This is a genomic window from Nonomuraea sp. 3-1Str (assembly GCF_031570565.1).
Classification (GTDB): Bacteria; Actinomycetota; Actinomycetes; order Streptosporangiales; family Streptosporangiaceae; genus Nonomuraea.
The window spans coordinates 204,241-227,022 of the sequence record NZ_JALHBK010000003.1 but is presented as its reverse complement, the minus strand read 5'-3'; the positions used below and the strand labels follow the sequence as shown (position 1 = coordinate 227,022).

22 protein-coding genes are annotated in these 22,782 nt (G+C 72.2%); 14 read left to right on the top strand and 8 right to left on the bottom strand.

Translation table 11 applies throughout. The annotated features are described in order from the left end of the window. Window positions 1-52: 52 nt before the first annotated feature. The 7 genes from MTP10_RS07695 (at window position 53) to MTP10_RS07665 (ending at window position 5,328) form a co-directional block, all read left to right on the top strand. Complete coding sequence (locus MTP10_RS07695; RefSeq protein ID WP_310708331.1) at window positions 53-859, top strand: hypothetical protein; 807 nt, start codon at window positions 53-55, stop codon at window positions 857-859. A 4-nt stretch (window positions 860-863) separates the two neighbouring features. Continuing rightward, the gene (locus MTP10_RS07690) at window positions 864-1,214 is read left to right on the top strand and encodes a cupin (protein ID WP_310708330.1); all 351 of its coding nucleotides are present in this window, start codon (window positions 864-866) and stop codon (window positions 1,212-1,214) included. Window positions 1,215-1,292: 78 nt separating this feature from the next. Further along, window positions 1,293-2,366, top strand: coding sequence for an adenosine deaminase (locus MTP10_RS07685; protein WP_310708329.1), 1,074 nt, complete (start codon window positions 1,293-1,295; stop codon window positions 2,364-2,366). Next, complete coding sequence (locus MTP10_RS07680; RefSeq protein ID WP_310708328.1) at window positions 2,363-2,971, top strand: hypothetical protein; 609 nt, start codon at window positions 2,363-2,365, stop codon at window positions 2,969-2,971. Before MTP10_RS07685 ends, MTP10_RS07680 begins: the two co-directional genes overlap by 4 nt. A 67-nt stretch (window positions 2,972-3,038) precedes the next feature. Beyond that, entirely contained in the window at window positions 3,039-3,896 is an 858-nt protein-coding gene (locus MTP10_RS07675; protein ID WP_310708327.1) for a MerR family transcriptional regulator, read from the top strand. Continuing rightward, window positions 3,818-4,804 (top strand): sigma-70 family RNA polymerase sigma factor, encoded by a 987-nt coding sequence (locus MTP10_RS07670; RefSeq protein WP_310708326.1) that lies wholly within the window; start codon window positions 3,818-3,820, stop codon window positions 4,802-4,804. Before MTP10_RS07675 ends, MTP10_RS07670 begins: the two co-directional genes overlap by 79 nt. A 29-nt stretch (window positions 4,805-4,833) precedes the next feature. After that, window positions 4,834-5,328: a GyrI-like domain-containing protein gene (locus MTP10_RS07665; RefSeq protein ID WP_310708325.1), complete on the top strand. Its 495-nt coding sequence runs from the start codon at window positions 4,834-4,836 to the stop codon at window positions 5,326-5,328. Between the two features lie 38 nt (window positions 5,329-5,366). Here MTP10_RS07665 and MTP10_RS07660 read toward each other — a convergent pair whose 3' ends face one another. The 5 genes from MTP10_RS07660 to MTP10_RS07640 all read right to left on the bottom strand — a co-directional run bounded on the left by MTP10_RS07660 (window position 5,367) and on the right by MTP10_RS07640 (window position 11,744). Next, window positions 5,367-6,776: a DUF234 domain-containing protein gene (locus MTP10_RS07660; protein ID WP_310708324.1), complete on the bottom strand. Its 1,410-nt coding sequence runs from the start codon at window positions 6,774-6,776 to the stop codon at window positions 5,367-5,369. A 94-nt stretch (window positions 6,777-6,870) separates the two neighbouring features. Then, entirely contained in the window at window positions 6,871-8,607 is a 1,737-nt protein-coding gene (locus MTP10_RS07655) for a phospho-sugar mutase (RefSeq protein WP_310708323.1), read from the bottom strand. A gap of 14 nt (window positions 8,608-8,621) precedes the next feature. Then, on the bottom strand, window positions 8,622-9,425 hold the full coding sequence (locus MTP10_RS07650) for a purine-nucleoside phosphorylase (protein WP_310708322.1): 804 nt from the start codon (window positions 9,423-9,425) through the stop codon (window positions 8,622-8,624). 1 nt (window position 9,426) lies between these two features. Further along, on the bottom strand, window positions 9,427-10,767 hold the full coding sequence (locus MTP10_RS07645) for a M20/M25/M40 family metallo-hydrolase (RefSeq protein WP_310708321.1): 1,341 nt from the start codon (window positions 10,765-10,767) through the stop codon (window positions 9,427-9,429). After that, the gene (locus MTP10_RS07640; RefSeq protein WP_310708320.1) at window positions 10,764-11,744 is read right to left on the bottom strand and encodes an Lrp/AsnC family transcriptional regulator; all 981 of its coding nucleotides are present in this window, start codon (window positions 11,742-11,744) and stop codon (window positions 10,764-10,766) included. The genes MTP10_RS07645 and MTP10_RS07640 overlap by 4 nt, the downstream gene beginning before the upstream one ends. A gap of 109 nt (window positions 11,745-11,853) precedes the next feature. Here MTP10_RS07640 and MTP10_RS07635 point away from each other — a divergent pair, with 109 nt between their 5' ends. Continuing rightward, the gene (locus MTP10_RS07635; protein ID WP_310708319.1) at window positions 11,854-13,155 is read left to right on the top strand and encodes an MFS transporter; all 1,302 of its coding nucleotides are present in this window, start codon (window positions 11,854-11,856) and stop codon (window positions 13,153-13,155) included. Between the two features lies 1 nt (window position 13,156). On the opposite strand, the gene MTP10_RS07630 is transcribed toward MTP10_RS07635, so the two are convergent. Further along, a complete protein-coding gene (locus tag MTP10_RS07630) occupies window positions 13,157-13,609 on the bottom strand; it encodes a gamma-glutamylcyclotransferase (protein ID WP_310708318.1) in 453 nt (150 codons plus the stop codon). A 72-nt stretch (window positions 13,610-13,681) separates the two neighbouring features. Between MTP10_RS07630 and MTP10_RS07625 the strand changes: the two genes are divergently transcribed. Next, window positions 13,682-15,076: an NAD(P)H-quinone dehydrogenase gene (locus tag MTP10_RS07625; protein WP_310708317.1), complete on the top strand. Its 1,395-nt coding sequence runs from the start codon at window positions 13,682-13,684 to the stop codon at window positions 15,074-15,076. On the opposite strand, the gene MTP10_RS07620 is transcribed toward MTP10_RS07625, so the two are convergent. Both MTP10_RS07620 and MTP10_RS07615 read right to left on the bottom strand, forming a co-directional pair. Then, window positions 15,073-16,248, bottom strand: coding sequence for an aminotransferase class I/II-fold pyridoxal phosphate-dependent enzyme (locus MTP10_RS07620; RefSeq protein WP_310708316.1), 1,176 nt, complete (start codon window positions 16,246-16,248; stop codon window positions 15,073-15,075). The two genes, MTP10_RS07625 and MTP10_RS07620, sit on opposite strands and share 4 nt — an antisense overlap. Next, window positions 16,245-16,724: a DinB family protein gene (locus tag MTP10_RS07615; RefSeq protein ID WP_310708315.1), complete on the bottom strand. Its 480-nt coding sequence runs from the start codon at window positions 16,722-16,724 to the stop codon at window positions 16,245-16,247. Before MTP10_RS07615 ends, MTP10_RS07620 begins: the two co-directional genes overlap by 4 nt. Before the next feature lie 83 nt (window positions 16,725-16,807). Here MTP10_RS07615 and MTP10_RS07610 point away from each other — a divergent pair, with 83 nt between their 5' ends. The 5 genes from MTP10_RS07610 (at window position 16,808) to MTP10_RS07590 (ending at window position 22,781) form a co-directional block, all read left to right on the top strand. Next, window positions 16,808-17,359, top strand: a complete 552-nt coding sequence (locus MTP10_RS07610; protein ID WP_310708314.1) for an ABATE domain-containing protein — start codon at window positions 16,808-16,810, stop codon at window positions 17,357-17,359. A gap of 129 nt (window positions 17,360-17,488) precedes the next feature. Then, complete coding sequence (locus tag MTP10_RS07605; RefSeq protein WP_310708313.1) at window positions 17,489-19,786, top strand: TIM-barrel domain-containing protein; 2,298 nt, start codon at window positions 17,489-17,491, stop codon at window positions 19,784-19,786. After that, window positions 19,783-21,096, top strand: coding sequence for an extracellular solute-binding protein (locus MTP10_RS07600; protein ID WP_310708312.1), 1,314 nt, complete (start codon window positions 19,783-19,785; stop codon window positions 21,094-21,096). Before MTP10_RS07605 ends, MTP10_RS07600 begins: the two co-directional genes overlap by 4 nt. Further along, on the top strand, window positions 21,097-21,960 hold the full coding sequence (locus tag MTP10_RS07595) for a sugar ABC transporter permease (protein ID WP_310708311.1): 864 nt from the start codon (window positions 21,097-21,099) through the stop codon (window positions 21,958-21,960). Continuing rightward, window positions 21,957-22,781 carry a carbohydrate ABC transporter permease gene (locus MTP10_RS07590; RefSeq protein WP_310708310.1) on the top strand — a complete coding sequence of 275 codons (825 nt, stop codon included), beginning with the start codon at window positions 21,957-21,959 and terminating at the stop codon, window positions 22,779-22,781. The genes MTP10_RS07595 and MTP10_RS07590 overlap by 4 nt, the downstream gene beginning before the upstream one ends. Window position 22,782: the final 1 nt, after the last annotated feature.

Genomic DNA, 22,782 nt, shown 5'->3' with positions numbered 1-22,782 from the left:
CCGAAGTGGCCCGGTGGGCTTCGCGGGGGCGCGGGCCGGGAATCCCCACGGTATGAGCACGTCATCCCCGGCCCGGCCGCGCCCGGCGGGAGACCGCCGCCTGCCGGGTGTCACCGGGCGGCTCCTCCCGCACCCCGTCCTGCGGCTCCTCCGGCAGCCCCTGCCGCGGCTCCTCCCGCGGTCCTCCCCACGGCCCCTCCTGCGGGTCCTCGGGGGGCTCGCGGTCCTGGCCGCCGTGGCATCCTCGGCCGCCTGCGGCGCCGGCCCCGGAGGCGTCGCGACCGCGACCGTCTCGCCCGAGCCCGGCGCCCCCGTACGGCCCGGTGGGACCACCACGATCCCCGGCCGGCCCACCACCGGTGGCCCGGCGGCGGCCACCCCCGGCGCGTCCGCCGCCTCCGCGCGCCCCGACGAGCTCGCCGCCACGGCCCGCCCGACCGGCACCGCCCCCGTGGAGGTCGAGCGCGACCGGGGCGAGCCCACCCTGGTGACCGGCGTCCGCACCGGGCGCCACGACGGGTTCGACCGCGTCGTGGTGGACGTCAAGGGCGGCCTGCCCGGCTACACCGTCCGCTGGGTGGACGAGCTGCAGCAGGACGGCTCCGGCAAGCCGCTCGCCCTGCGCGGCCACCCCTGCCTGTACGTCCTGCTCACCCCCGCCGAGGCGCACACCGAGGACGGCACCCCCACCTGGACCGGCACCCCGATCGACCAGCCGCTCGGCAACGTCACCGGCATCCTCAAGGCGGGCGACTTCGAGGGCCGGGTGAGCATCGGGATCGTCGCCGCGTCGAAGACCCCCTTCCGGGTACGCGAGTACACCCGTCCCGACCGCCTGGTCATCGACGTGGCACACTGACACGGTGGTGAGAAGGATCGAAGGACCCACGCGGATCCCGGTGCCCGGCGGCAAGCTCATCGACGAGCACGTCGGCCGGGTCAACAGCGGCGACGAGGCGGTCTCCATCGCCCACATGGTCGCCCCGCCCGGCTGGGAGGAGCCCGCGCAGACCCCGTCGTTCACCGAGTACACCGTCGTGCTGCGCGGCACCGTCCTCGTCGAGCACGCCGAGGGCGTCATCGAGGTGGCGGCCGGGCAGAGCGTGGTGTCGGAGCCGGGCGAGAAGATCCGCTACAGCGCCGGGCCCGAGGGCGCGGAGTACATCGCGGTCTGCCTGCCCGCCTTCAGCCCCGAGACGGCCGGCCGCGACTGAGGCCCGTGTCCCGCCCGCGTGGCGGGGCACGCCGTACGTGCTCCCTGAGGCGGGGGAGAGGCCACATATCATGGCCTGATGAGCCCCACGATTGACGAGATCCGCCGGGCGCCCAAGGTGCTGCTCCACGACCACCTCGACGGCGGCCTGCGGGCCGAGACGATCGTGGAGCTGGCGCGCGAGGCCGGTTACGGCGGGCTGCCCACGACCGACCCCGGCGAGCTGCGGCAGTGGTTCGAGGAGGCGTCCGACTCCGGTTCGCTGGAGCGTTACCTCACGACGTTCGACCACACGGTGGGCGTCATGCAGACCCGCGAGGCGCTGGTCCGCGTGGCCGCCGAGTGCGCCGAGGACCTGGCCGCCGACGGCGTCGTCTACGCCGAGGTGCGCTTCGCGCCCGAGCAGCACACCACCGCCGGGCTCAGCCTCGACCAGGTGGTGGAGGCGGTGCTGGAGGGGTTCCGGGAGGGCTCGCGGGGCCGCGGCATCCGCGTCGGCACGCTGCTGACCGCGATGCGCCACGCCGCCCGCTCGATGGAGATCGCCGAGCTGGCCGTGCGCTACCGCGACGTCGGCGTGGTCGGCTTCGACATCGCCGGCGCCGAGGCCGGCTACCCGCCCACCCGCCACCTCGACGCCTTCGAGTACCTCCAGCGGGAGAACGCCCACTTCACCATCCACGCCGGCGAGGCGTTCGGGCTGCCCTCGATCTGGCAGGCCATCCAGTGGTGCGGCGCCGACCGGCTGGGGCACGGCGTGCGGATCATCGACGACATCTCCGTGGCCGAGGACGGCACCGCCAAGCTGGGCCGCCTCGCCGCGTACGTGCGCGACAAGCGCATCCCGCTGGAGATGTGCCCCACCTCCAACCTCCAGACCGGCGCCGCCCGCTCGATCGCCGAGCACCCCATCGGGCTGCTGCGCCGCCTCTACTTCCGCGTCACCGTCAACACCGACAACCGGCTGATGAGCTCGACCTGCCTGTCCCAGGAGTTCGCCAAGCTGGCCGAGGCGTTCGGCTACGGCTGGGACGACCTCCAGTGGTTCACGGTCAACGCCATGAAGTCGGCGTTCCTGCCGTTCGACGAGCGGCTGGCGCTGATCAACGGCGTCATCAAGCCCGGCTTCGCGCGGCTGAAGTGGCAGCCGTGAGGCAGGCGTACCGGTCGAGGTCCGCGTTCATCCTCGGGTGGGTGTGGGTGGCGTTCGCCGCGCTGAACGTCTTCGATCTGATCGTCCGCTACAACGGCAAGGCGTCGCTGGTCGCGCTGGCCGTGCTCGCGGTGCTGACGGCGCTCGTGTACCTGGCCGCGCTCAGGCCGGTCACCCTCTTCACCGAGGCCGCGCTCGTCGGCCGCAACCCGCTGCGCACGACCACCCTGCCGTGGGCGTCGATCGAGGAGGCCACCGTCTCCCACTCCATCAACGTCCGCTACGACGGCCGGCTGCTGCGCCTGTGGACGCCGATCAGCGGCGCCCGCGAGCGGGCCAAGGCGCAGCGCCGGGGCGCGGCGCCGCCGCGGCGCGGCCGCTTCAACACCGAGCCGGTGCTGAGCCCGGCGGAGCAGGCCGCGGCGCAGGCGTTGGCCGGCAAGACCCACGCCGACTGGGTGGGGGAGCAGATCGCCGAGCGCGCCGAGTCCGCCAGGCGGCGCGAGCAGGACGCGGGGCAGGTGCGCGTGTCGTGGGCGTTCGACTCGTTCGCGGCCCTCGCCGTCGCCCTGGTCATGGTGGTCGTCGCCGTGGTCGCGGGCTGACGGACCGCCCCACGGCCGCCCCGGCGTTGACCCTGACACCGTGTGAGGCCCTACACCTGGGGAGGTCATGTTCGGCATCGGAGACTTCGCCAGGCTCGGGCTCGTGTCGGTGCGCATGCTGCGCCACTACGACGCCCTCGGCCTGCTGCGGCCCGCGCACGTGGACCCGGTCACGGGCTACCGCTCCTACGAGGCGGTCCAGCTCTCCCGCCTCAACCGCGTCGTCGCGCTCAAGGACCTCGGCTTCACGCTGGAGCAGGTCAGGGCGATCCTCGACGACGCGGTGAGCTCGGAGGAGCTGCACGGCATGGTGCGGCTGCGCCGCGCCGAGCTGGAGGCGCGCATCAGCGCCGACCGGGCCCGGCTGCGCGGCGTCGAGGCGAGGCTCCGCGCGATCGAGAAGGAGGGCGGCATGGGAGCCGTCGACGTGGTGGTCAAGAAGGTGCCCGCGACCAGGGTGGCGGAGCTGAGCGCGATCGCCGCGAGCTACGAGCCGGAGCACATCGGGCCGGTCATCAAGCCGCTCTACCGCGAGCTGGGCGCGCGGCTGGAGGCGGCGGGCGTCCCGGCGGCCGGCCCGGGCATCGCGTACTACCTCCCGGAGGAGGACGGCACGGTGTGGGTCCACGCCACGGTGCCCGTCGCGGCCGGGACCCCGACCGGTCATGATCTGCGGGTCGTCACCCTCCCGGGCGTCGGGACGGCGGCCACGGTCATCCACCACGGGTCCATGGACGGCGTGGGAGCGACGTTCCAGGCGCTGGCGCACTGGATCGAGGAGAACGGCTACCGGTCCCTGTCGCTCGGCAGGGAGGTGTACCTGGACTGCCCGGAGGAGGAGGACGCGTGGGTGACGGAGCTCCAGATCGAGGTGACGGCGGCGGGCACGGCCCCGCGGACCTCGAACGCCACCGCGCCGAGCTGACCGGCCACTGCTACCGCATGCTCGGCTCCGGGTTCGAGGCCGAGGACGCGGTGCAGGAGACCCTGGTCAAGGCGTGGCGAAGCCTCGACCGCTACGACCCGGGCCGCGCCTCCCTCCGGACCTGGCTGTTTGGCATCGCCACGAACGTCTGCCTCGACATGCTCCGCGGCCCCCAGCGGCGGGCTCGCGCCATGGACCTCGCCCCGGCGGCCGCGCCCGGCACGGGCCTGGGCGCGCCGCTGCCCGAGGAGCGGTGGGTCCTGCCCGTCCCGGACGGCCGCGTGCTGCCCGCCGACCCGGCCGAGCAGGCCGTCGCCAGGGAGACGGTGCGGCTGGCGTTCGTGGCCGCGCTGCAGCGCCTGCCGCCGCGGCAGCGGGCCGTGCTGATCCTGCGCGACGTGCTGCGTTGGCGCGCCGCGGAGGTGTCCGTCCTGCTCGGCGTGAGCGTCGCCGCGGTCAACAGCGCGCTGCAACGCGCCAGGGCCGTCCTGCCCGCCCCGCCGGACGGCTCGTCCGGGGAGGCGGGCGGGGAGGTGGACGAGGAGCTGCTCGGCCGGTACGTGGACGCGTTCGAGCGGTACGACGTCGAGACCCTCGTCGCGCTGCTGCACGAGGACGCCACGATGTCGATGCCGCCGTACACGTGGTGGCTGCGCGGCCGGGAGAGCGTCCGGGCGGTCATGCTGGCCGCGGGCGCCCCCTGCGGCGGCTCCTGGCTGGTCCCGGCGGGACGGGCGAACGGGGCGGCGGCCTTCGGCCAGTACCAGGAGGGGCGGCCGTTCGCGCTCCTCCTCGTCGAGACGTCGGGCGGCCTGGTCACGGGCACGACCACCTACCTCGGGGACAGGCTGTTCCCGCTTTTCGCGCTGCCGATGAGTTCGGCGCCTCCGCTCCGTACCAGTGGGTGAGAGCGACGAACAGCTGATAAGGAGCGACCATGCCCCGTGTCGTGGAACACCCCGACCGTCCCTACGTCGGCGTGCGCAAGACCATCACCATGACGACCTTCGGCGAGGTGGCCGACCGCATCCCGGGGCTGTTCGCCTGGCTGGAGCGTCGCGGCGTCGCGCCGGCCGGCGGCCCGTTCCTCAGGTACCGCGCCATCGACCTGGCCGCGGACCGCCTGGAGGTCGAGGCCGGGGTCCCGGTGGCCCGGCCGCCGGCGGCCGACGGGACGGAGGGGGAGATCTTCGCCGCCGTGCTCCCCGCCGGCCGTTACGCCACCGTCTCCCACCACGGCCACCCCGACCGCCTGGCCGGCGTCATCGACGACCTGCTGGCCTGGGCGGCCAAGCAGAACCTGACGTGGGACCTCACGGAGCGGGACGGCGCCGAGCTCTGGGGCTGCCGCCTGGAGCACTACCCGACCGACCCCCGGATCGAGCCCGACCCGAACAACTGGGACATCGACCTGGAGTTCCGCCTGGCCTGACGCGCCACGAAGCCCGGCCTGACGTGCCGCGCCGGCGGTCACGCGCGCCGCCAGACGTCGAGCAGCTCCTCAGGAGTGATGTGTCTGACCCCCTCCACGTCGCACCCGCTGCGGGACACCGCGTAGAGCGGCGTGGAGGTACCGGCCCCCGGCATCCTGGACCGGTGGACGATGAGCTCGCTCAAGTCGTGGTGGTCGAACGGCCGGCTCTCCAGCCACTTGATCGAGCCCACCATGGTGACCTCCTTGGCCACCGGTTCGCGGTCGGCGCCCACGAGGTCGATCTCCGGGTCGTTGCTCCGCGTCCAGTAGCCGCCGATCGCGCCCGTGCCCTCGGGCAGCCCGTCCATCCTTCGCAGCGACTCCCGGACGACTGGCTCGACGGCCGCGCCCCGCCACGCTGTCCAAGAGCGCTCGATGCGCCGGAGGGCGAGATCTCCACGACCGCGATAGATCTCCGGCATCCCGGGGGCGACGAAGGACATCCAGAACCGCAGGTGTGTGTCCGCGATGTGGTATCTGGTCTCCCGCGACGGCCGTGTCGACAGCGGCTGCTCGGCAGTGACCATCCGCTTGTCCAGCAGGATCTGCAGACCTCGCTTGAGCGACGTACCCGGCATGCCGCCGGCGGCTCGCGCGATCGACGAGAAGGTGCGCTGCCCCGAGCCGATGGCCGTCAGAAGAACCCGGGCATGGGCGTCCGGCGGGAACTCCGCCGCCATCACGCGCTCGCCACTCACGATGAGGGCCGACGTGGACTCCGGCACGGCCTCGGCGAGGTAGTCGCGCATGGTGGCGCCGACCGGCCACTCGTCCAAGATCATGGGCAGGCCGCCCGTGATCAGATAGGCGTCGATGGCCTCGGCGGCGGGCAGGTTCAGCCGCTGGGCGACGTCCGCGGGCGTGAGCGGGTCGACCACCATCTCCGAGGCGCGCATGTAGAACGGCCGGTCGTACCGGTTGATCGCTTCCATGATCGACAAATCCGAGCCGATCAGTATCAGGAGCATCGGCCGGCGGGAGAACTCCCGGTCGAACAGGCGTTGCAGCCTGCCTTCCAGGTGCGGGTCCTGGGCGATCATGAAAGGCAACTCGTCGATGACGACGATGCTCGGCGACTCGCCAGGGACAGCCTCGGCCAGCAGACGAAGGGCGCCGTCCCACGACTCCGGCCTCGCGTCGCGGAACAGGGCGGCGCCAGGAAGGTCGGAGGCTGCCGCGTCCGCCACGAAGCGGTCGAGCTGTGCGGTGAGCGGCTCGGTCGCGGCGGTGTAGAACAGACTCGGTACGCCTGACCGGAGGACGAACTCCTCGGCCAGCCGTGACTTGCCGACTCGCCGCCGCCCGCGCATCAGGATCGCGCGGCCAGGGCGGTCGCCGGCTCCTACGCGGGAGAAGAACCGGCCGAGAGACGCCAGCTCGCGCTCCCGGCCGATGAATCCATCCACGCCGCCTCCCATGGGACCAGATCTGGCCCTGTCAATTCTGGGCCAACCGCATCTGGACCCACCGTAGCCGGTCCAGTGGCGGACGGGCCGGAGTTCACGGGTGCCGGGGGAGGTCCAATGCCTTGGTGAGGTCGGACTTGAGGGCGTCGAGGGCGTGGGCGGCTTCGGTGCGGGCCGTCGGTACGTCGTCCGTGACCGGGACCACCACCTCCAGGTAGCACTTGAGCTTGGGCTCCGTGCCGGAGGGGCGCACCACGACGCGGGCGCCGCCCGACAGCGTGTAGCGCAGGCCGTCGGTCGGCGGCAGGCCGCCGTCGCCGCGGCTCAGGTCGTCGGCCCGCTCGACCGTGCGTCCGCCCAGCGTGGCCGGAGGGTGGGTCCGCAGGCGGGCCATGGCGCCGGCGATCAGCGACAGGTCCTCGACCCGGGCCGAGAGCTGGGCCGTGGCGTGCAGGCCGTAGCGGCGGGCCTGGTCGTCCAGGAGGTCGAGGAGCGTGCGGCCGTCGCGCCGGGCCGCCGCGGCGATGGCCGCGACCGTGAGCGCGGCGCCGATGCCGTCCTTGTCGCGCACCGGAAGCCCCGCGCCGGACCCGACGCTGTAGCCGAGGGCCTCCTCGTAGCCGAAGACCAGCCCCGGCCCCGCCTTGATGATCCACTTGAAGCCGGTCAGGGTCTCGCCGTAGCGGACGCCGTGGGCACGGGCGATCTTGCTCAGCAGGGTGGAGGAGACGATCGTGGTGGCCACCATGCGGTCGCCCGTGGTGTGGGTGATCACGTGTTCGGCCAGCAGCCCGCCCACCTCGTCGCCCGTCAGCATGCGCGCCGAGCCGCCGGGCAGCGGGACGCCCACCGCGCACCGGTCGGCGTCGGGGTCGTTGGCCAGCACCAGGTCGGCCTCCATGCGCGCCGCCAGCGCGGACGCGAGGTCCATCGCGCCGGGCTCCTCCGGGTTGGGGAAGGCGACCGTGGGGAAGCCGGGGTCGGGGTTGCGCTGCTCCTCGACGGCCGTCGGGCTCTCGAACCCCGCCCGCAGGAAAGCGTCGGTCAGCGTGCCGCCGCCGACCCCGTGCAGCGGCGTGTACGCCACCCGCAGCTCACGGGCGTCGCCGAGGGGCAGGGCGGTGATCGCGTCGATGTAGTCGTCGACGATGTCCTCGCCCAGCTCCGTCAGCGTGCCCGGCGAGCCGAGCGGCAGCTCGTCGACGCGGCCCACGGCGTCGATCGCGGCGGAGATCTCGCTGTCGATCGGCGGGGTGATCTGCGAGCCGTCGCCCCAGTAGACCTTGTAGCCGTTGTCGCGGGGCGGGTTGTGGCTGGCCGTGACCATGACGCCGGCGTCGGCCTCCAGGTGGAGCACGGAGAAGGCGAGCACCGGGGTGGGCAGCGGGCAGGGCAGGATCGAGGCGTGCACGCCCGCGCCGGTCAGCACGGCCGCCGTGTCGCGGGCGAACACGTCGGAGTTGTGCCGGGCGTCGTAGCCGATGACCACGTGCCTGCCGGGGCCGAGCACGGCGGCCAGGCCGGCGGCGGCGCGCATGACGGTGACCCGGTTCATGCGGTTGGGGCCTGCGCCGAGCTCGCCCCGCAGCCCCGCCGTGCCGAACTCCAGCTTGCGCCCGAACCGGTCGAGCAGCGCCTCGGAGTCGCCCGAGTCGAGGAGGGCCGACAGCTCGGCCCGGGTCTCGGGGTCGGGGTCCTGGAGCAGCCACGCGCGGGCGGCCGCCACGAGGTCCTGGCCGGCGACCGGATCCGGCCCGGCGGCGGGACCCGGGGCCGTGCCCGGCTCCGGGGTCGTGCCCGGCTCCGGGGTGGGGCGGGGGCCTGGTGTCATGCGCGGGTCCGATGTCATAGCCGGTCGACGACCTTGGCGAGCAGGACGCCCATGCGGGCGGCCGTGGCGCGGCCGACCTCCAGGACCTCCTTGTGGTCGAGCACCTGGTCCGACAGGCCCGCGGCCGGGTTGGTGACCAGGGAGACGCCGAGCACCTCCAGCCCGGCCTCCCGCGCGGCGATGGCCTCCAGCACCGTGGACATGCCGATGAGGTCGCCACCGAGCGTGCGCAGCATGCGGATCTCGGCCGGCGTCTCGTAGGTGGGGCCGCGGAAGGCGACGTAGACGCCCTCCGCGATGGACGGGTCCACCTCGTGGACGAGCGCCCGCAGCCGCCTGGAGTAGACCTCGGACAGGTCGATGAAGGTGGTGCCGGTGATCGGGTTGGCGCCGGTCAGGTTGATGTGGTCGCTGATCAGCACCGGGTCGCCCACCTGCTGCGTCTCGGGGCGCAGGCCGCCGGCGGCGTTGGTGAGGACGACCGTCCGGACGCCCGCCGCGGCGGCGGTGCGCACGCCGTGGACCACCGCGTCGACCGGCCGCCCCTCGTAGAGGTGGGTGCGGCCGAGGAGGACGAGCGCGTGCCGGCCGGCGCCGGTGCGGACGACGCGGATCCTGCCGCCGTGTCCGGCCACGGCCGGGGCCGCGAAACCGGGCAGGTCGGTGAGCGGGATCTCCGCCACGACCTCCCCGAGCGCGTCGGCGGCCGGGACCCAGCCGGAGCCCATCACGAGGGCCACGTCGAAGCTGTCGAGGCCGCTCGCCGCCTTCAGCGCCGCGGCGGCCTCACCGGCCAGTTTGTACGGGTCGTTGGTCACCTCAGTAGTTTAGGAGCAGCCTGTCGAGCACCCGCACGCCGAACTGGAGCGCGTCCACCGGCACCCGCTCGTCCACGCCGTGGAACATCGACGCGAAGTCCATGTCACCGGGCAGCCGCAGCGGCACGAAGCCGAACCCGCGCACCCCCAGGTCGGCGAAGAAGGTCTTGTTGTCGGTGCCGCCCGACATGCAGTACGGCACCGCCCGCGCCGTCGGGTCCTCGGCCTTCAGGGCCGCGATCATCGACTCGACCAGGGCGCCGTCGAACGACGTCTCCAGCGCGATGTCGTGGTGGACGAACTCCCGGCGCACCTTCGGGCCGATGAGCTCGTCGATGGTCTTGAAGAACTCGTCCTCGTGGCCGGGCAGGAAGCGGCCGTCGATGACGGCGCTCGCCTGGCCGGGGATCACGTTGGACTTGTAGCCGGCGTCGAGCTGGGTGGGGTTGGCGGTGTGGTTGAGCGTGGCGCCGACGAAGCGGACCAGTGGCCCGATCTTGTCGAGGACGGGCGCGGGGTCGTTCTCGTCGAAGGGGATGCCGAAGGCGGCGGCGACCTCGGTGAGGAACGTGCGGACGGTCGGGGTGAGCGTGATGGGCCACTCGTGGGCGCCGACCCGGGCGACGGCCTTGGCGATCTCGGTGACGGCGTTGTCGGAGTTGAGCATGGAGCCGTGCCCGGCGGTGCCGTCGGCGATCAGCCGCATCCAGCCGAGGCCCTTCTGGGCCGTCTCGATGAGGTAGAGCCGCAGCGACGGGTCCACTTCCAGGGAGTAGCCGCCGACCTCGCTGATGGCCTCGGTGACGCCCTCGAACAGCTCGGGGTGGTGCTTGGTGAGGTGCTTGGCGCCGTACACGCCGCCGGCCTCCTCGTCGGCGACCCAGGCGAAGACCAGGTCGCGGCGCGGGCGGCGGCCGTCGCGGGTGAGCTGGCGCAGGACGGCGAGCATCATCGCGTCCATGTCCTTCATGTCCACGGCGCCGCGGCCCCAGATGTAGCCGTCGCGGACCTCGCCGCCGAAGGGGTCCACGGACCAGTCGGCCGCGTTGGCGGGCACCACGTCGAGGTGGCCGTGCACGAGCAGCGCGGGCAGCGACGGGTCGGTGCCCTCCACGCGGGTGATCACGTTGCCGCGGCCGGGCTCGCTCTCGATGTAGGCGGCCTCGATGCCGACCTCGGCCAGCCGGGCCATGACCGCCTCGGCGGCCGCGCGCTCGCCGGGACCGCTGCCGTCGCCGTAGTTGCTGCTGTCGATCCGGATCAGCTCGGAGCAGAGCTCGGCGACCTCGTTCTCGGCGGGAGTGGCGGCAGGAGTGGCGGCGGGAGTCTCGGCGGGAGTCATGGTGTCCTTTCCAGGGTGAGAAGGCCGGACTTGCGGAGGTGGCCGCGCTTGTAGGCGCGGGTGATGAGGGTGACGTCGGTGCCGGTGACCTCGTCGAGGCCGCCGACGACACCCGTGAGCAGACGGTAGAGGGCGGCCTCGTGGGCCACCGCCACCTGCACGATGAGGGAGTGGGTGCCCGCCGTCGCGGCGCAGTAACGCACGTGGGGGTGGGCGGCCAGGGTGCGGCCGACCGCGTCCAGCCCGCCGGGGCGGACCTTGAGCCAGAGCTGGGCCTCCACCTCCAGGTCGAGCAGGGCCGGCTCGGCCTCGGCGCGCAGCAGCAGGAGCCGGCGTTCGAGGAGCGAGGCGACGCGCCGCCGGGCGGTGGGGACGGAGACGTCGAGCCGTTCGGCGATGGCGGTGAAGGCGATGCGGCCGTCGGTGACGAGCAGCGCGGCGATCTCCTGCTCCAGGGGCGACATGCCGTCCTCGTCGGGCAGGGGGTGGGTCGCGGCGGCCGGGCGCAGCTCGGCCACCTCCTGCTCGGTGAGGTACGGCGCGTGCCACTCGGCCACGGTCCGGAACGTGTGCAGCACGACCTGGGTCTGCGTCTGGAGGACGCCGTCGATCTCGGGCACCTGCGCGGAGATGATGTCGTGCAGCGCCTCGCGCGACGGCGACACGAGCTCGCAGCCGATGTCGGCGACGCCGGTGAGCGAGTAGACCGAGCGGGTGTCGGGCCGGTCGGCCAGCGACTTGGCGACGGACGCGGCGGTGCCGGGACGGACCTGGACGTGCAGGTGGACGGGGCGCCCGTGGCCGGAGCGGAGGTCGTCGTAGATCGCGGTGACGCGTATCGCGCCGTCGGAGATCAGGCGTTGCAGCCGGCGCGCGACCGTGCGCTCGTGCTCGCCGACCGCCCTGCCGATCTCACCCCACGTGGCGCGCGGGCTGACCTGGAGGGCGGCGACCAGCCTTCGGTCGAGAACGTCCACTCAGAGCCGTTTCTGTGTCGGGTTTGTAAATATATGCCTAGCTATTTGACTGTTTCGGTCGTCCAATTGCACAGTAAGCCATACCGCACCTTTCAGCAAAGGAGCCCCTGTGGCGACCTCCCCCGTTGCGCCGTCCCCTGTCGGCATCCCCCGAAGCCGCGTCCGTCAGCTCATGGCGGCCAGCGTCGGGAACGTCGTCGAGTGGTTCGACTGGTACACCTACAGCTTCCTGGCGATCTACTTCTCCAAGCAGATCTTCCCGGACACGGGCGACTCGCTCGTCCCCCTGCTCAGCAGCTTCGCCGTCTTCGCCGTCGGCTTCTTCATGCGCCCGCTGGGCGGGCTGGTCGTCGGCGCCTTCGCCGACCGGTTCGGCCGCAAGGCGGCCATGACGTTCACGATCATCCTGATGGGCGCCGGGTCGCTGCTGCTGGCGGTCACGCCGACGTACGCCGCGGCCGGACTGCTCGCGCCGATCATCCTGGTGCTCGCGCGGCTCATCCAGGGCCTGTCGGTCGGCGGCGAGTTCGCCGCCGCCACCACGTTCCTCGTGGAGTCGGCGCCTCCCGGCCGCCGCGGCCTGTTCTCCAGCTTCCAGTACGTCAGCACCACGATCGGCCAGCTCCTGGCCTCAGGTCTGGCCGCCGTGCTCGCCAACGTGCTCAGCGACGGCGACATGAACTCGTACGGCTGGCGCATCCCGTTCGTGATCGGCGCCGTCATCAGCCTCGTGGGCCTGTGGATCCGCAAGGGAGCCGAGGAGACCAGCACGGTCGCCGAGGACATCCGCCAGGGCAGGGTCGAGCGGCCGAAGATGTTCGAGTTCCTGCTCCGTTACCCGACCAAGGCGGCGCTGATCGTCGGCATCACGGTCGCGGGCACCGTCTCCTACTACACCTGGACGACGTTCCTGCCCACCTACGCGCAGCTCACCGTGAAGTTCGACAAGGCGGCATCGCTGGAGGTCGGCACGATCTCGCTGCTCTTCTTCATGATCCTGCAGCCGCTGCTCGGCATGCTGTCGGACAAGGTCGGCCGCAGGCCGATGCTCATCACCTTCGGCCTGGGATTCCTCATCCTGCCGGTGCCGCTGCTCGGCATGCTGTCGAACTCGTTCGCCAGCCTGCTGCTCATCCAGTGCCTCGGGATGGTCTTCCTCGCCTGCTACACGTCGATCGCGGCCGCGATCAACTCCGAGCTCTTCCCGACCCGGGTGCGCGCGGCCGGCGTGGGCTTCCCGTACTCGCTGACCGTCGCGATCTTCGGCGGCACGGCGCCGCTGATCGGCACGGCGCTGCAGGACGCCAAGGCGATGTACCTCTTCCCGTGGTACGTCTCGGCGCTGGCGCTGGTCTCCACCTGCGTGTACGTGTTCGCGCTGAAGGAGACGAAGGACCAGCCGCTCGCCTAGCTCAGGTGCCGAGGGACTTGCAAGGGCGGCCGCGGAGCCCCTTGACGTAGTCGTCGGGGGCGCCCGCCCGCTCCGCCGCGTCGGCCAGGATGCCGAGGTAGCGGGCGGAGGGCAGGCCGCCCTCGTAGCCGTTGAGGACGTAGAACCAGGGCACCAGGTCGCCGTCCAGGGTCTGCACCCGCAGCCGTACCTTGTGGTACAGGCCACGGACCGCGCCCTCCCACTGGTCGAGCGAGGTCTCGTCCACCTCGGGCACGTCGTACAGGACGACGAAGACGTGCTCGTCGGGGTCCTCGACGATGGTGGACAGCGCGCCTTCCCAGCCGATGTCCTCACCGCCGAACGTCAGTCGCCAGCCCTGCAGCCAGCCGACGCCCCGGATCGGAGAGTGCGGGGCGCGCATGGCCATCTGCTCGGGGTCCATGTTGCTGCCGTAGGCGGCGTAGACAGGCACAGCTGACAAGGGTAGCGCGGTGAGGACCGCCCCGTTCGTCGGCGGGCCGGACGATGCGGGAGAATGGTACACGTGACGAAGATCGTGATCATCGGCGGCGGTCCAGGCGGATACGAGTCGGCCCTCGTGGCCGCGCAACTAGGCGCGCAGGTCACGATGGTCGAGCAGGACGGCCCGGGCGGCGCCTGCGTGCTGACCGACTGCGTGCCGTCCAAGACGCTGATCGCGACCTCCGTCCGCAAACAGGCCCTGCTCGACGCCCCGTCGCTGGGCGTCGGCTTCTCCGGCGGCGGCGACGGCGACATCGGCGCGGCGACCGTGGACCTGCCACTGGTCAACAAACGCGTCAAGGAGCTGGCCCAGGCGCAGTCGGCCGACATCGCGGCACGCGTCGCCGCCGAGGGCGTCGAGATCGTCAAGGCGCGCGGCAGGCTCGTCGACCCGCAGGTGGTCAAGGCGGGCGACCGCACGATCCGGGCCGACGTGGTGCTCGTCGCCACCGGCGCCACCCCGCGCGTCCTGCCGGGCGCCGAGCCCGACGGTGAGCGCATTCTCACCTGGCGCCAGCTCTACGACCTGGAGGAGCTGCCCGAGCACCTCATCGTGGTCGGCTCCGGCGTCACCGGCGCGGAGTTCGCGGGCGCCTACCGCTCGCTCGGCGCCGAGGTCACGCTCGTCTCCAGCCGCGACCGCATGATGCCCAACGAGGACGCCGACGGCGCCGAGGTGCTCGAAGAGGTCTACCGCCGCCGCGGCATGAACGTCATGGGCCGCTCGCGCGCCGCCTCCGTCAAGCGCACGGCCGACGGCGTCGTGGTGACGCTGGAGGACGGCCGCACCGCCGAGGGCTCCCACGCGCTCATGACGGTCGGCATGGTGCCCAACACGGGCGGCATGGGCCTGGAGGAGGCCGGGGTGCAGCTCGACCGGGGCGGCTTCGTCAAGGTCGACAAGGTCTCGCGCACCTCCGCGCCCGGCGTCTACGCCGCGGGCGACTGCACCGGCGTGCTCATGCTCGCCTCGGTGGCGGCCATGCAGGGCCGCATCGCCGTCTGGCACGCGCTCGGCGAGGCCGTCCAGCCGCTGCGGCTGGCCACCGTGGCCTCCAACATCTTCACCGACCCAGAGATCGCGGCCGTCGGCGTGGCGCAGCGGGCCATCGAGGCCGGCGAGATCGAGGCCAACGTCGTCAAGCTGCCGCTCGCGACCAACGCGCGGGCCAAGATGTCGGGCTTCAACGACGGCTTCGTCAAGCTGTTCTGCCGGCCGCACACCGGCATCGTGCTGGGCGGCGTGGTGGTGGCGCCGCGCGCGTCGGAGCTGATCCTCGCCGTGTCGGTGGCGGTCCAGCAGCGGCTGACCGTGGACCAGCTCGCGCACACGTTCGCGGTCTACCCGTCGCTGTCGGGGTCGATCACGGAGGCGGCCCGCCGGCTCATGCAGCCCGAGGCCGCCATCGGCATCTAGGCCCACAGCGAGGCGACGCGGGACAGGATCTCCTGGAGGTTGGCGGGGCTGGTCGCGAAGTTGAGCCGGGCGAACGAGGCCGTGTCGACCCCGGTGTGCTCGGAGAACTCGGCCCCCTCGCTGAGCTTCACCCCGGCCCGGCGCTCCAGCAGGGCGGCGGGGCCGCCGTCGGCCGGCGGCGTGCCGGCGAAGTCGAGCCAGGCGAGGTACGTCGCCTCCGGGGTGTGGTGGCGCAGGTCCCACGGCGAGGCCGCCGCCCACCGCGCGACCGCGCGCCGGTTGTCGTCGAGGGTCAGCATGAGCTGCTCCAGCCAGGCCTCCCCCTCCCGCCAGGCGGCCACGGTGGCGACCCGGCTGAGGACGCTCGGCGTGCCGAAGTAGTCCAGCGGGGCCTCGGCCAGCGACTTCCAGACGCGGTCCGGCCCGATGTGGGCGACGGCGCACCGCAGGCCGGCGATGTTGAACGCCTTGGTGGCCGACGTCGCGGTGATCGTCCGCGCCGCGGCGTCCGCGCCGAGCGAGGCGAACGGCACATGGCGGTGCGGCGAGAAGACCAGGTCGGCGTGGATCTCGTCGGCCAGGACCACCAGGTCCAGCTCCTCGGCCGCCTCGGCCAGCGGGGCGAGCTCCGCGCGCGTGAACACGCGGCCGGTCGGGTTGTGCGGATCGACCAGGACGATCATCCTGCAGCCCTGCTCGCGCAGCCGGGCGGTCAGCCCCTCGGCCGCGAAGCCCCAGCCCGTCTCGCTCCACACCATCGGCAGGGGCACGATCCGGCGGCCCGAGCGGGCGATGCTCGCCAGGAACGGCGGGTAGGACGGCACGTGGATCGCGACGCCGTCGCCCGGCTCGGTGGCGTGCTCGATCATGACCTGGAGGATCTGGATGAGGTCGGTGAACACGCGGGTCCGGCCGGGCCGCGGGGTCCATCCGTGCCGGCCGGCCATCCGCTCCTCGAACGCCTCGACCACCGGATCCTGTCCGGGCCAGAACGGATACCCGAAGTCCTCGCGCTCGGTGACGCGGACGATGCTCTCGCGCACGGCGGGCGGGACCCCGAAGTCCATGTCGGCCACCCACGCGCCGATGGTGGCGGCGGGCAGCGATCCCCACTTCACGCCGTGCCCCGAGCGCAGGCGGGCGACGTCGACGGTCTCGAACGGCCCGCTCATCGGGGGAGTCCCGCCGGCTCGCCGGCCAGGAGGGCGTCGCGCAGGATCTCCATCTGGCCGTGGTGCTGCGCCAGCTCCTCGTAGACGTGGAGCAGGGCCGCGCCCTGGGTGAGCTCCCGGTCGGGGCCGAGGAAGGCGGCCGGCGGGGCGGCCCGCAGCGGCGCGTCCGGCTCGGCGCAGCGCACGTCCTCGGCGAGCTGCGCGCGCACCGCCGCCGCCCGGTCGAGCAGCGGGCGCACCGGGCCCGCGCTGCCGAACTCGGCGTCGCGGTCGCGGTCGACCGCACGCCCCGCGACCAGCGCGCCGGCCCAGTAGGAGACCACTCCGAGGCAGTGGGTGAGCAGCGCGTACGGCGAGTTGGCCCCCAGGAGGGCCGGCCTGGTGTTGGCCAGCTCGTCGCCCAGGCCGGCCACGATGCCGGTCATGCCGTCGAGGGCCCGGTCGGCGAAGTACAGGTAGTCGTCATCGGTGATCAAAGTGGCTCCTCGTCCGTGCGTCACCTGCTTGACAGGTGACGCAAACATTGCGCCCCTCGGCCGTCACCTGTCAAGATGGTGACGTGAGCTTCGTCTTCGTCAGCGGCGACCTCGCGCTCGACCTCGCCGGCACGCTGAAGTGGCGGCGGAGCGAGCCCGAGGAGCTCCTGCGGACCCCCGCCGACCTGGCGCGATGGGCCGTCGAGGCGGGCGTGCTCACCGAGGAGCCCGCCCTCGACGTCGCGGACCTGCGGCGGCTGCGCGCGCTGCGCGAGGCGGTCTACCGGCTCGCCACCCACGGCATGCAGGGGCTGCCCTGGCCCGGCGACGACCTGCGCCTGGTCAACGAGGAGGCGGGCGGCGCGCCGGCCCGGATGTCGCTGACCCCCTCCGGCGTCGCGCGGACCGGGGACGCCGGGGCCGTCGCCGCCGACGTGGCCCGCTCGGCGGTCCGGCTGCTGGGCGGGATCGACGCGCTGCGGGTCCGCGAGTGCGGCCGCGAGGCGTGCACCCGGGTCTTCGTCGACCGCTCCCGCGCCGGCAACCGGCAGTGGTGCGGCATGGAGGAGTGCGGCAACCGCGTCAAGGCGGCGAACTACCGCTCCCGCAAGAGCCGGGCGTCCACGGCCCGCTGATTCGAGCAGCGCGGCGCGCCCGGTAGTCATCCGGCGAACCGTACATTCCGGGCCCCCGAATCGTTGACGTTTGTTGGTATGGACAGCAAACTAATCCACGAGCTGGCGCAAGCCGTGGAAGGAGCCTCCATGCCGTACCGCCCCCCGCTGGTCGCGCACGAGTACTTTGTCGCCGACCCGCCCGAGCTACCGGTGCGCGAGCACGGAGAGGGCGGCCTGTCCGCGGTGACCGCCGCCGAGCCGGTCGCCGTGGGCGAGGCGGGCGTCATGCTGAAGGCGACCACCAGCGCCGAGGAGACCCTGGTCGTGCAGGTCGGCGTGGCCGGCGAGGGCGTGATCCGGGTACGGCTGAGCGAGGACGCCGACGCCCGCCCCCGCTCCGAACGGGCCATCACGCTCGTCACCCCCGGCACGTACGAGGGGGCCCGGGCCGAAGCGGTTCCCGGCGGCCCGATCGTCGTGGACGCCGGCTCGCTGCGGGCCGAGATCAGCCTGTCGCCGTGGCACCTGCGCTTCACCGACGCCTCCGGCCGGACCCTCGTCGAGCAGGACCGGGGCCACACCGACATCAGCGGGCGGATGCGCACGCTGCCGTTCGGCCGCTCCGCCGCGGGCGGCGTGCCGGCCGCCTACCACGAGAGCTTCGGCGCGGCCCCCGACGAGGCGTTCGCCGGGTTCGGCGAGTCGTTCACGCCGCTGGACAAGCGCGGGCAGCGCCCGGTCATGTGGAACTTCGACGCCTTCGGCGCCGAGTCGCAGCGCGCGTACAAGAACGTGCCCCTGTACGTGTCGAGCAGGGGGTACGGCGTGCTGCTCGACAGCGGCGCCCCGGCGGAGTTCGACGTGTGCCAGTCCACCCACAGCGTCGTGCAGGTCCTCGTGCCCGACGACGTCCTCGACTACTACGTGCTGGCCGGGCCGACCCCGCCGGAGGTGCTCGACCGGTACGACCGGCTGACCTGCCGGCCCGCCCTGCCGCCGAAGTGGGCGTTCGGCACCTGGATCTCCTCGGGGTTCTTCGTGGACAGCCAGGAGCGGGTGCTCGCCCGGGCGCGCACGATCCGGGAGCGGGGCATCCCGTGCGACGTGCTCCACCTGGACACGTACTGGCAGGCCGAGGGCCACTGGTCGGACCTGCGCTGGGACCCGGAGACGTTCCCGGACCCGGAGGCGATGCTCGCGGAGCTGGACGGCATGGGGTTCAAGGTCTGCCTCTGGATGAACCCCTACATCTCCCACCTCAGTCCCGCCTTCCTGGAAGCGGCCAACGCCGGATATTTCCTGAAAACGGCGGCGGGGGAGGCGTACGTCGCCGACTGCTGGCACGGCTCGTTCCCGCCCTGCGGCATCGTCGACTTCACCAACCCCGAGGCCGTCGCCTGGTTCCAGGGCCTGCTGCGCCCGCTCCTGCGGCAGGGCGTGCAGGCGTTCAAGACCGACTTCGCCGAGGGCGTGCCGCGCGACGCCGTCGCCTTCAACGGCATGACCGGCACCGACCTGCACAACGTCTACACGCTGCTGTTCAACGACGCCGTCGCCGAGGTCACCCGCGAGGTCCACGGGCATGGCCTGGTCTGGGCGCGCTCGTCGTTCCTCGGCGGCCAGCGGCACAGCGCCCAGTGGGGCGGCGACACCTACACCAGCTACGCGGCCATGGGCAGCACGCTGCGCGGCGGTCTGGCGCACGGCCTGTCGGGCGTGCCGTTCTGGAGCCACGACGCGGGCGGCTTCACCGGCCGCCCCACCGACGACCTGTACGTGCGCTGGACCCAGTTCGGCGCGCTGTCTCCGCTGCTGCGCCTGCACGGCACGACCAGCCGCGAGCCGTGGGAGTTCCCGGCCGTCGAGAAGCACGCGGTCGAGGCGCTGCGGCTGCGCTACCGGCTCATGCCGTACCTGTACTCGGCGGCCGTCGAGGCGGCCAGGACCGGCGCGCCGATGATGCGCGCCCTGTGCGTGGACCACCCGGACGACCCGGTCGCCTGGCAGGCCGACCTGGAGTACCTGCTGGGGCGGGACCTCCTCGTCGCCCCCATGACCTCACCGGACGGCACGCGCCAGGTCTACCTGCCGCGTGGCGAGTGGGTCGACTACTGGACCGGCGAGGTGCTGGCCGGCCCCCGCTACGTCCCCGTCGCCAAGCCGCTGGAGCAGGTCCCGCTGTTCGTCCGGCACGGCGCGCTCATCCCGGTCACCGTCCCCGGTGACACGGTCGGCACGCCGGCCGAGCTCACCCTGGTCGCCTTCGGGGGCGGCGACAGCCGTACAGAGATCCACGACACCGATGGCGAGACCGTCGTCGTGGCCACCCGGGACGGCGACACGCTGCGCGTTGCCGTCACCGGACCGAAACGGATCGCCACGGTCGAGTTCGCCCCGGTGGAGGGCGCGCCCGGTCGGGCCGTCATCACTCAGGAGAGATCATGAACAAGTCGATGGGCGTCGCGGCGCTGGCCGCCGTGGCGCTGGTGCTCGCGGCCTGCGGAGGCTCGGGCGGCTCGGGCGACGGCGGCAAGAGCGCCGCGAGCGGCCAGCCGCGCGTGCTCAAGCTCTGGCACTACGAGACGGCCGACAGCGCCATGGGCAAGGCGTGGGCCGAGGCGGTCAAGCGGTTCGAGGCGTCGCACCCCGGCGTGACGGTGAAGTTCGAGGAGAAGGGCTTCGAGCAGATCCAGAAGACCGCCAGCATGGTGCTCAACTCCGACGAGGCGCCCGACGTCATGGAGTACAACAAGGGCAACGCCACCGCCGGCCTGCTGTCCAAGCAGGGGCTGCTGGCCGACCTGAGCGAGCAGGCCACCAAGCGCGGCTGGGACAAGCTGCTGCCGGGCGGCCTCCAGGTGACCGCGAAGTACGACGACCGGGGCGTCATGGGCTCCGGCAAGTGGTACGGCGTGCCGAACTACGGCGAGTTCGTGATGGTCTACTACAACAAGGCGCTGTTCGACAAGCACGGCGTCAAGGTGCCCACCACGTTCGACGAGCTCACGGCGGCCCTGGACACGTTCGTCAAGGCCGGCGTGACGCCCATCGCCACGGCCGGCGCCGAGTACCCCGCCCAGCAGATCTTCTACCAGCTCGCGCTGACCAAGGCGCAGCGGCCGTGGGTGGACGCCTTCCAGTCGTACAAGGGCAAGGTGGACTTCCACGGGCCCGAGCTCACCTACGGCGCCCAGACCCTGGCCGACTGGGTGAAGAAGGGCTACCTCGACAAGAACTCGGCCGGGCTCAAGGCCGAGGACATGGGCGTGGCCTTCATGAAGGGCACGTACCCCATGATGATCAGCGGGAGCTGGTGGTACGGCCGGTTCGCCTCCGAGATCAAGAAGTTCGAGTGGGGCCACTTCCTGTTCCCCGGCGCCACCATGTCGCCCGGCTCCAGCGGCAACGTGTGGGTCGTGCCCGAGAAGTCGGAGAACAAGGACCTCGCCTACGACTTCATCGACATCACGATGAGCAAGGACATCCAGAACCTGCTCGGCAACTCCGGCGGCGTCCCCGTGGCCGCCGACCCGGCCGCGATCACCGACCCGAAGAGCAAGGAGCTGATCGAGAGCTTCAACAAGCTCACCTCCGCCGACGGCCTGGCCTTCTACCCCGACTGGCCGGCGCCCGGCTACTACGACGTGATGGTGGCCGGCGTGCAGAACCTCGTCAACGGCAGCAAGACGCCCGCCCAGGTGCTGGACGAGCTCGCCAAGCCGTACGAGGACAACCTCGCCGACATCGGCAACTAGATGCGCGCTCGCACCAAGGGCTACTGGTGGTACCTGGTCCCCAGTCTGGTCCTGTTCCTCGCCGTGATCGTGGCGCCGTTCCTCATGAACGTCGCCACGAGCTTCACCCGCTGGTCCGGCGTGGGCACGCCGCGCTGGATCGGCCTGGACAACTACACGCGGCTGCTGGGCGACGAGCGCTTCTGGCAGTCGTTCCAGCACAACGTCGGCCTCATCGTGGCCATGGCGATCGTCCCGACGGCGCTCGGCCTGGTGCTGGCGGCCGTCCTGTTCGACTACATCGGCCGCAGGTTCGGCTCCCGCACGGCGGCCGCGCTGCGGGCCGCGTACTACCTGCCGCAGGTGCTGCCGGTGGCGGTGGCCGGAGTCGTGTGGGGGTGGATGCTGCACCCGTCGTACGGCGCGGTCAACCAGATCTTCGGCCTCAAGCTGGACTGGCTCGGCGACCCCGACCTCGCGCTGGCCACGGTGATGGCCGTCATGGTGTGGTTCCAGCTCGGCTATCCGGTGGTCATCTTCATGGCCGGGCTCCAGCGGGTGGACCCGGCCCTGCACGAGGCGGCGCAGATCGACGGGGCGTCGTGGTGGCGCAGGTTCTGGCACATCACGATCCCGCAGATCCGGCCGGAGACGTTCGTGGTTCTGCTGACCTGCACGATCGCGGCGCTCAAGGTGTTCGGGCCGATCTACGTGCTCACGCGCGGCGGTCCGGGCAACGCCACGATGGTGCCGTCGTACTTCTCGTACCTGAACTTCTTCCAGAAGAGCAACGTCGGGTACGGCTCGGCCATCGCCACGGTGCTGGCCCTGATCATCATCGTGGTGACGTTCCTGTTCCTGCGCGTGCAGGAGCGTGAGCGATGAGGGCGGGGCCGGGCCGGTGGGCCGTGCTGGCGGCGCTCGTCCTGCTGGCCGCGGTCATGCTGTTCCCGTTCCTCATCGTGGCGGTCAACGCGGTCAAGTCGCCGGCGGAGTACGGCGCGGAGGGGCCGCTGAGCCTGCCGGGCGAGCTGTACCTCCAGGGCATCGCCGACTTCTGGCAGCGCGTGAACTTCGGCGGCAAGCTCTGGAACAGCTTCGTCATCAGTGCCTCGGTGGCGGTGCTCGCCGTCGTGCTGTCGGTGCTCAACGCGTACGCGCTGGGCATCGGGCGGGTGCGCGGCCGGCTGTGGATCCTCGTGCTGTTCCTCGTGGGCAACACCCTGCCGCAGGAGGCGCTGGCCTACCCCCTCTACTACCTGTCGAAGGAGGTGGGCCTCTACGACTCCAAGCTCGCGGTGATCATCGTGTTCACCGCGATCCAGGCGGCGTTCGGCACCTACCTGCTCAGCGCCGTGCTCGGCCAGTTCCCCAGGGAGATCCTGGAGGCGGCGGCCATCGACGGCGCGGGCCGCTTCCGGGCCCTGTGGCGGATCGTGGTGCCCATCAGCCGCCCCACGCTCAGCGTTCTGGTGATCTTCTTCTTCATCTGGACGTGGAACGAGTTCTTCCTGCCGCTGATCTTCCTCATCTCCAACGACAACCAGACGGTGCCCGTCGCCCTCGGCGTCCTGCAGGGCGAGAAGTACATGGACGCCACCATGTCCAGCGCCTCGGCGCTGCTCGGCATCGTCCCGGCGGTCGCGTTCTTCCTGATCTTCCAACGAACGCTCACCCGAGGCGTCACGGTCGGCGCCGTCAAGTGAG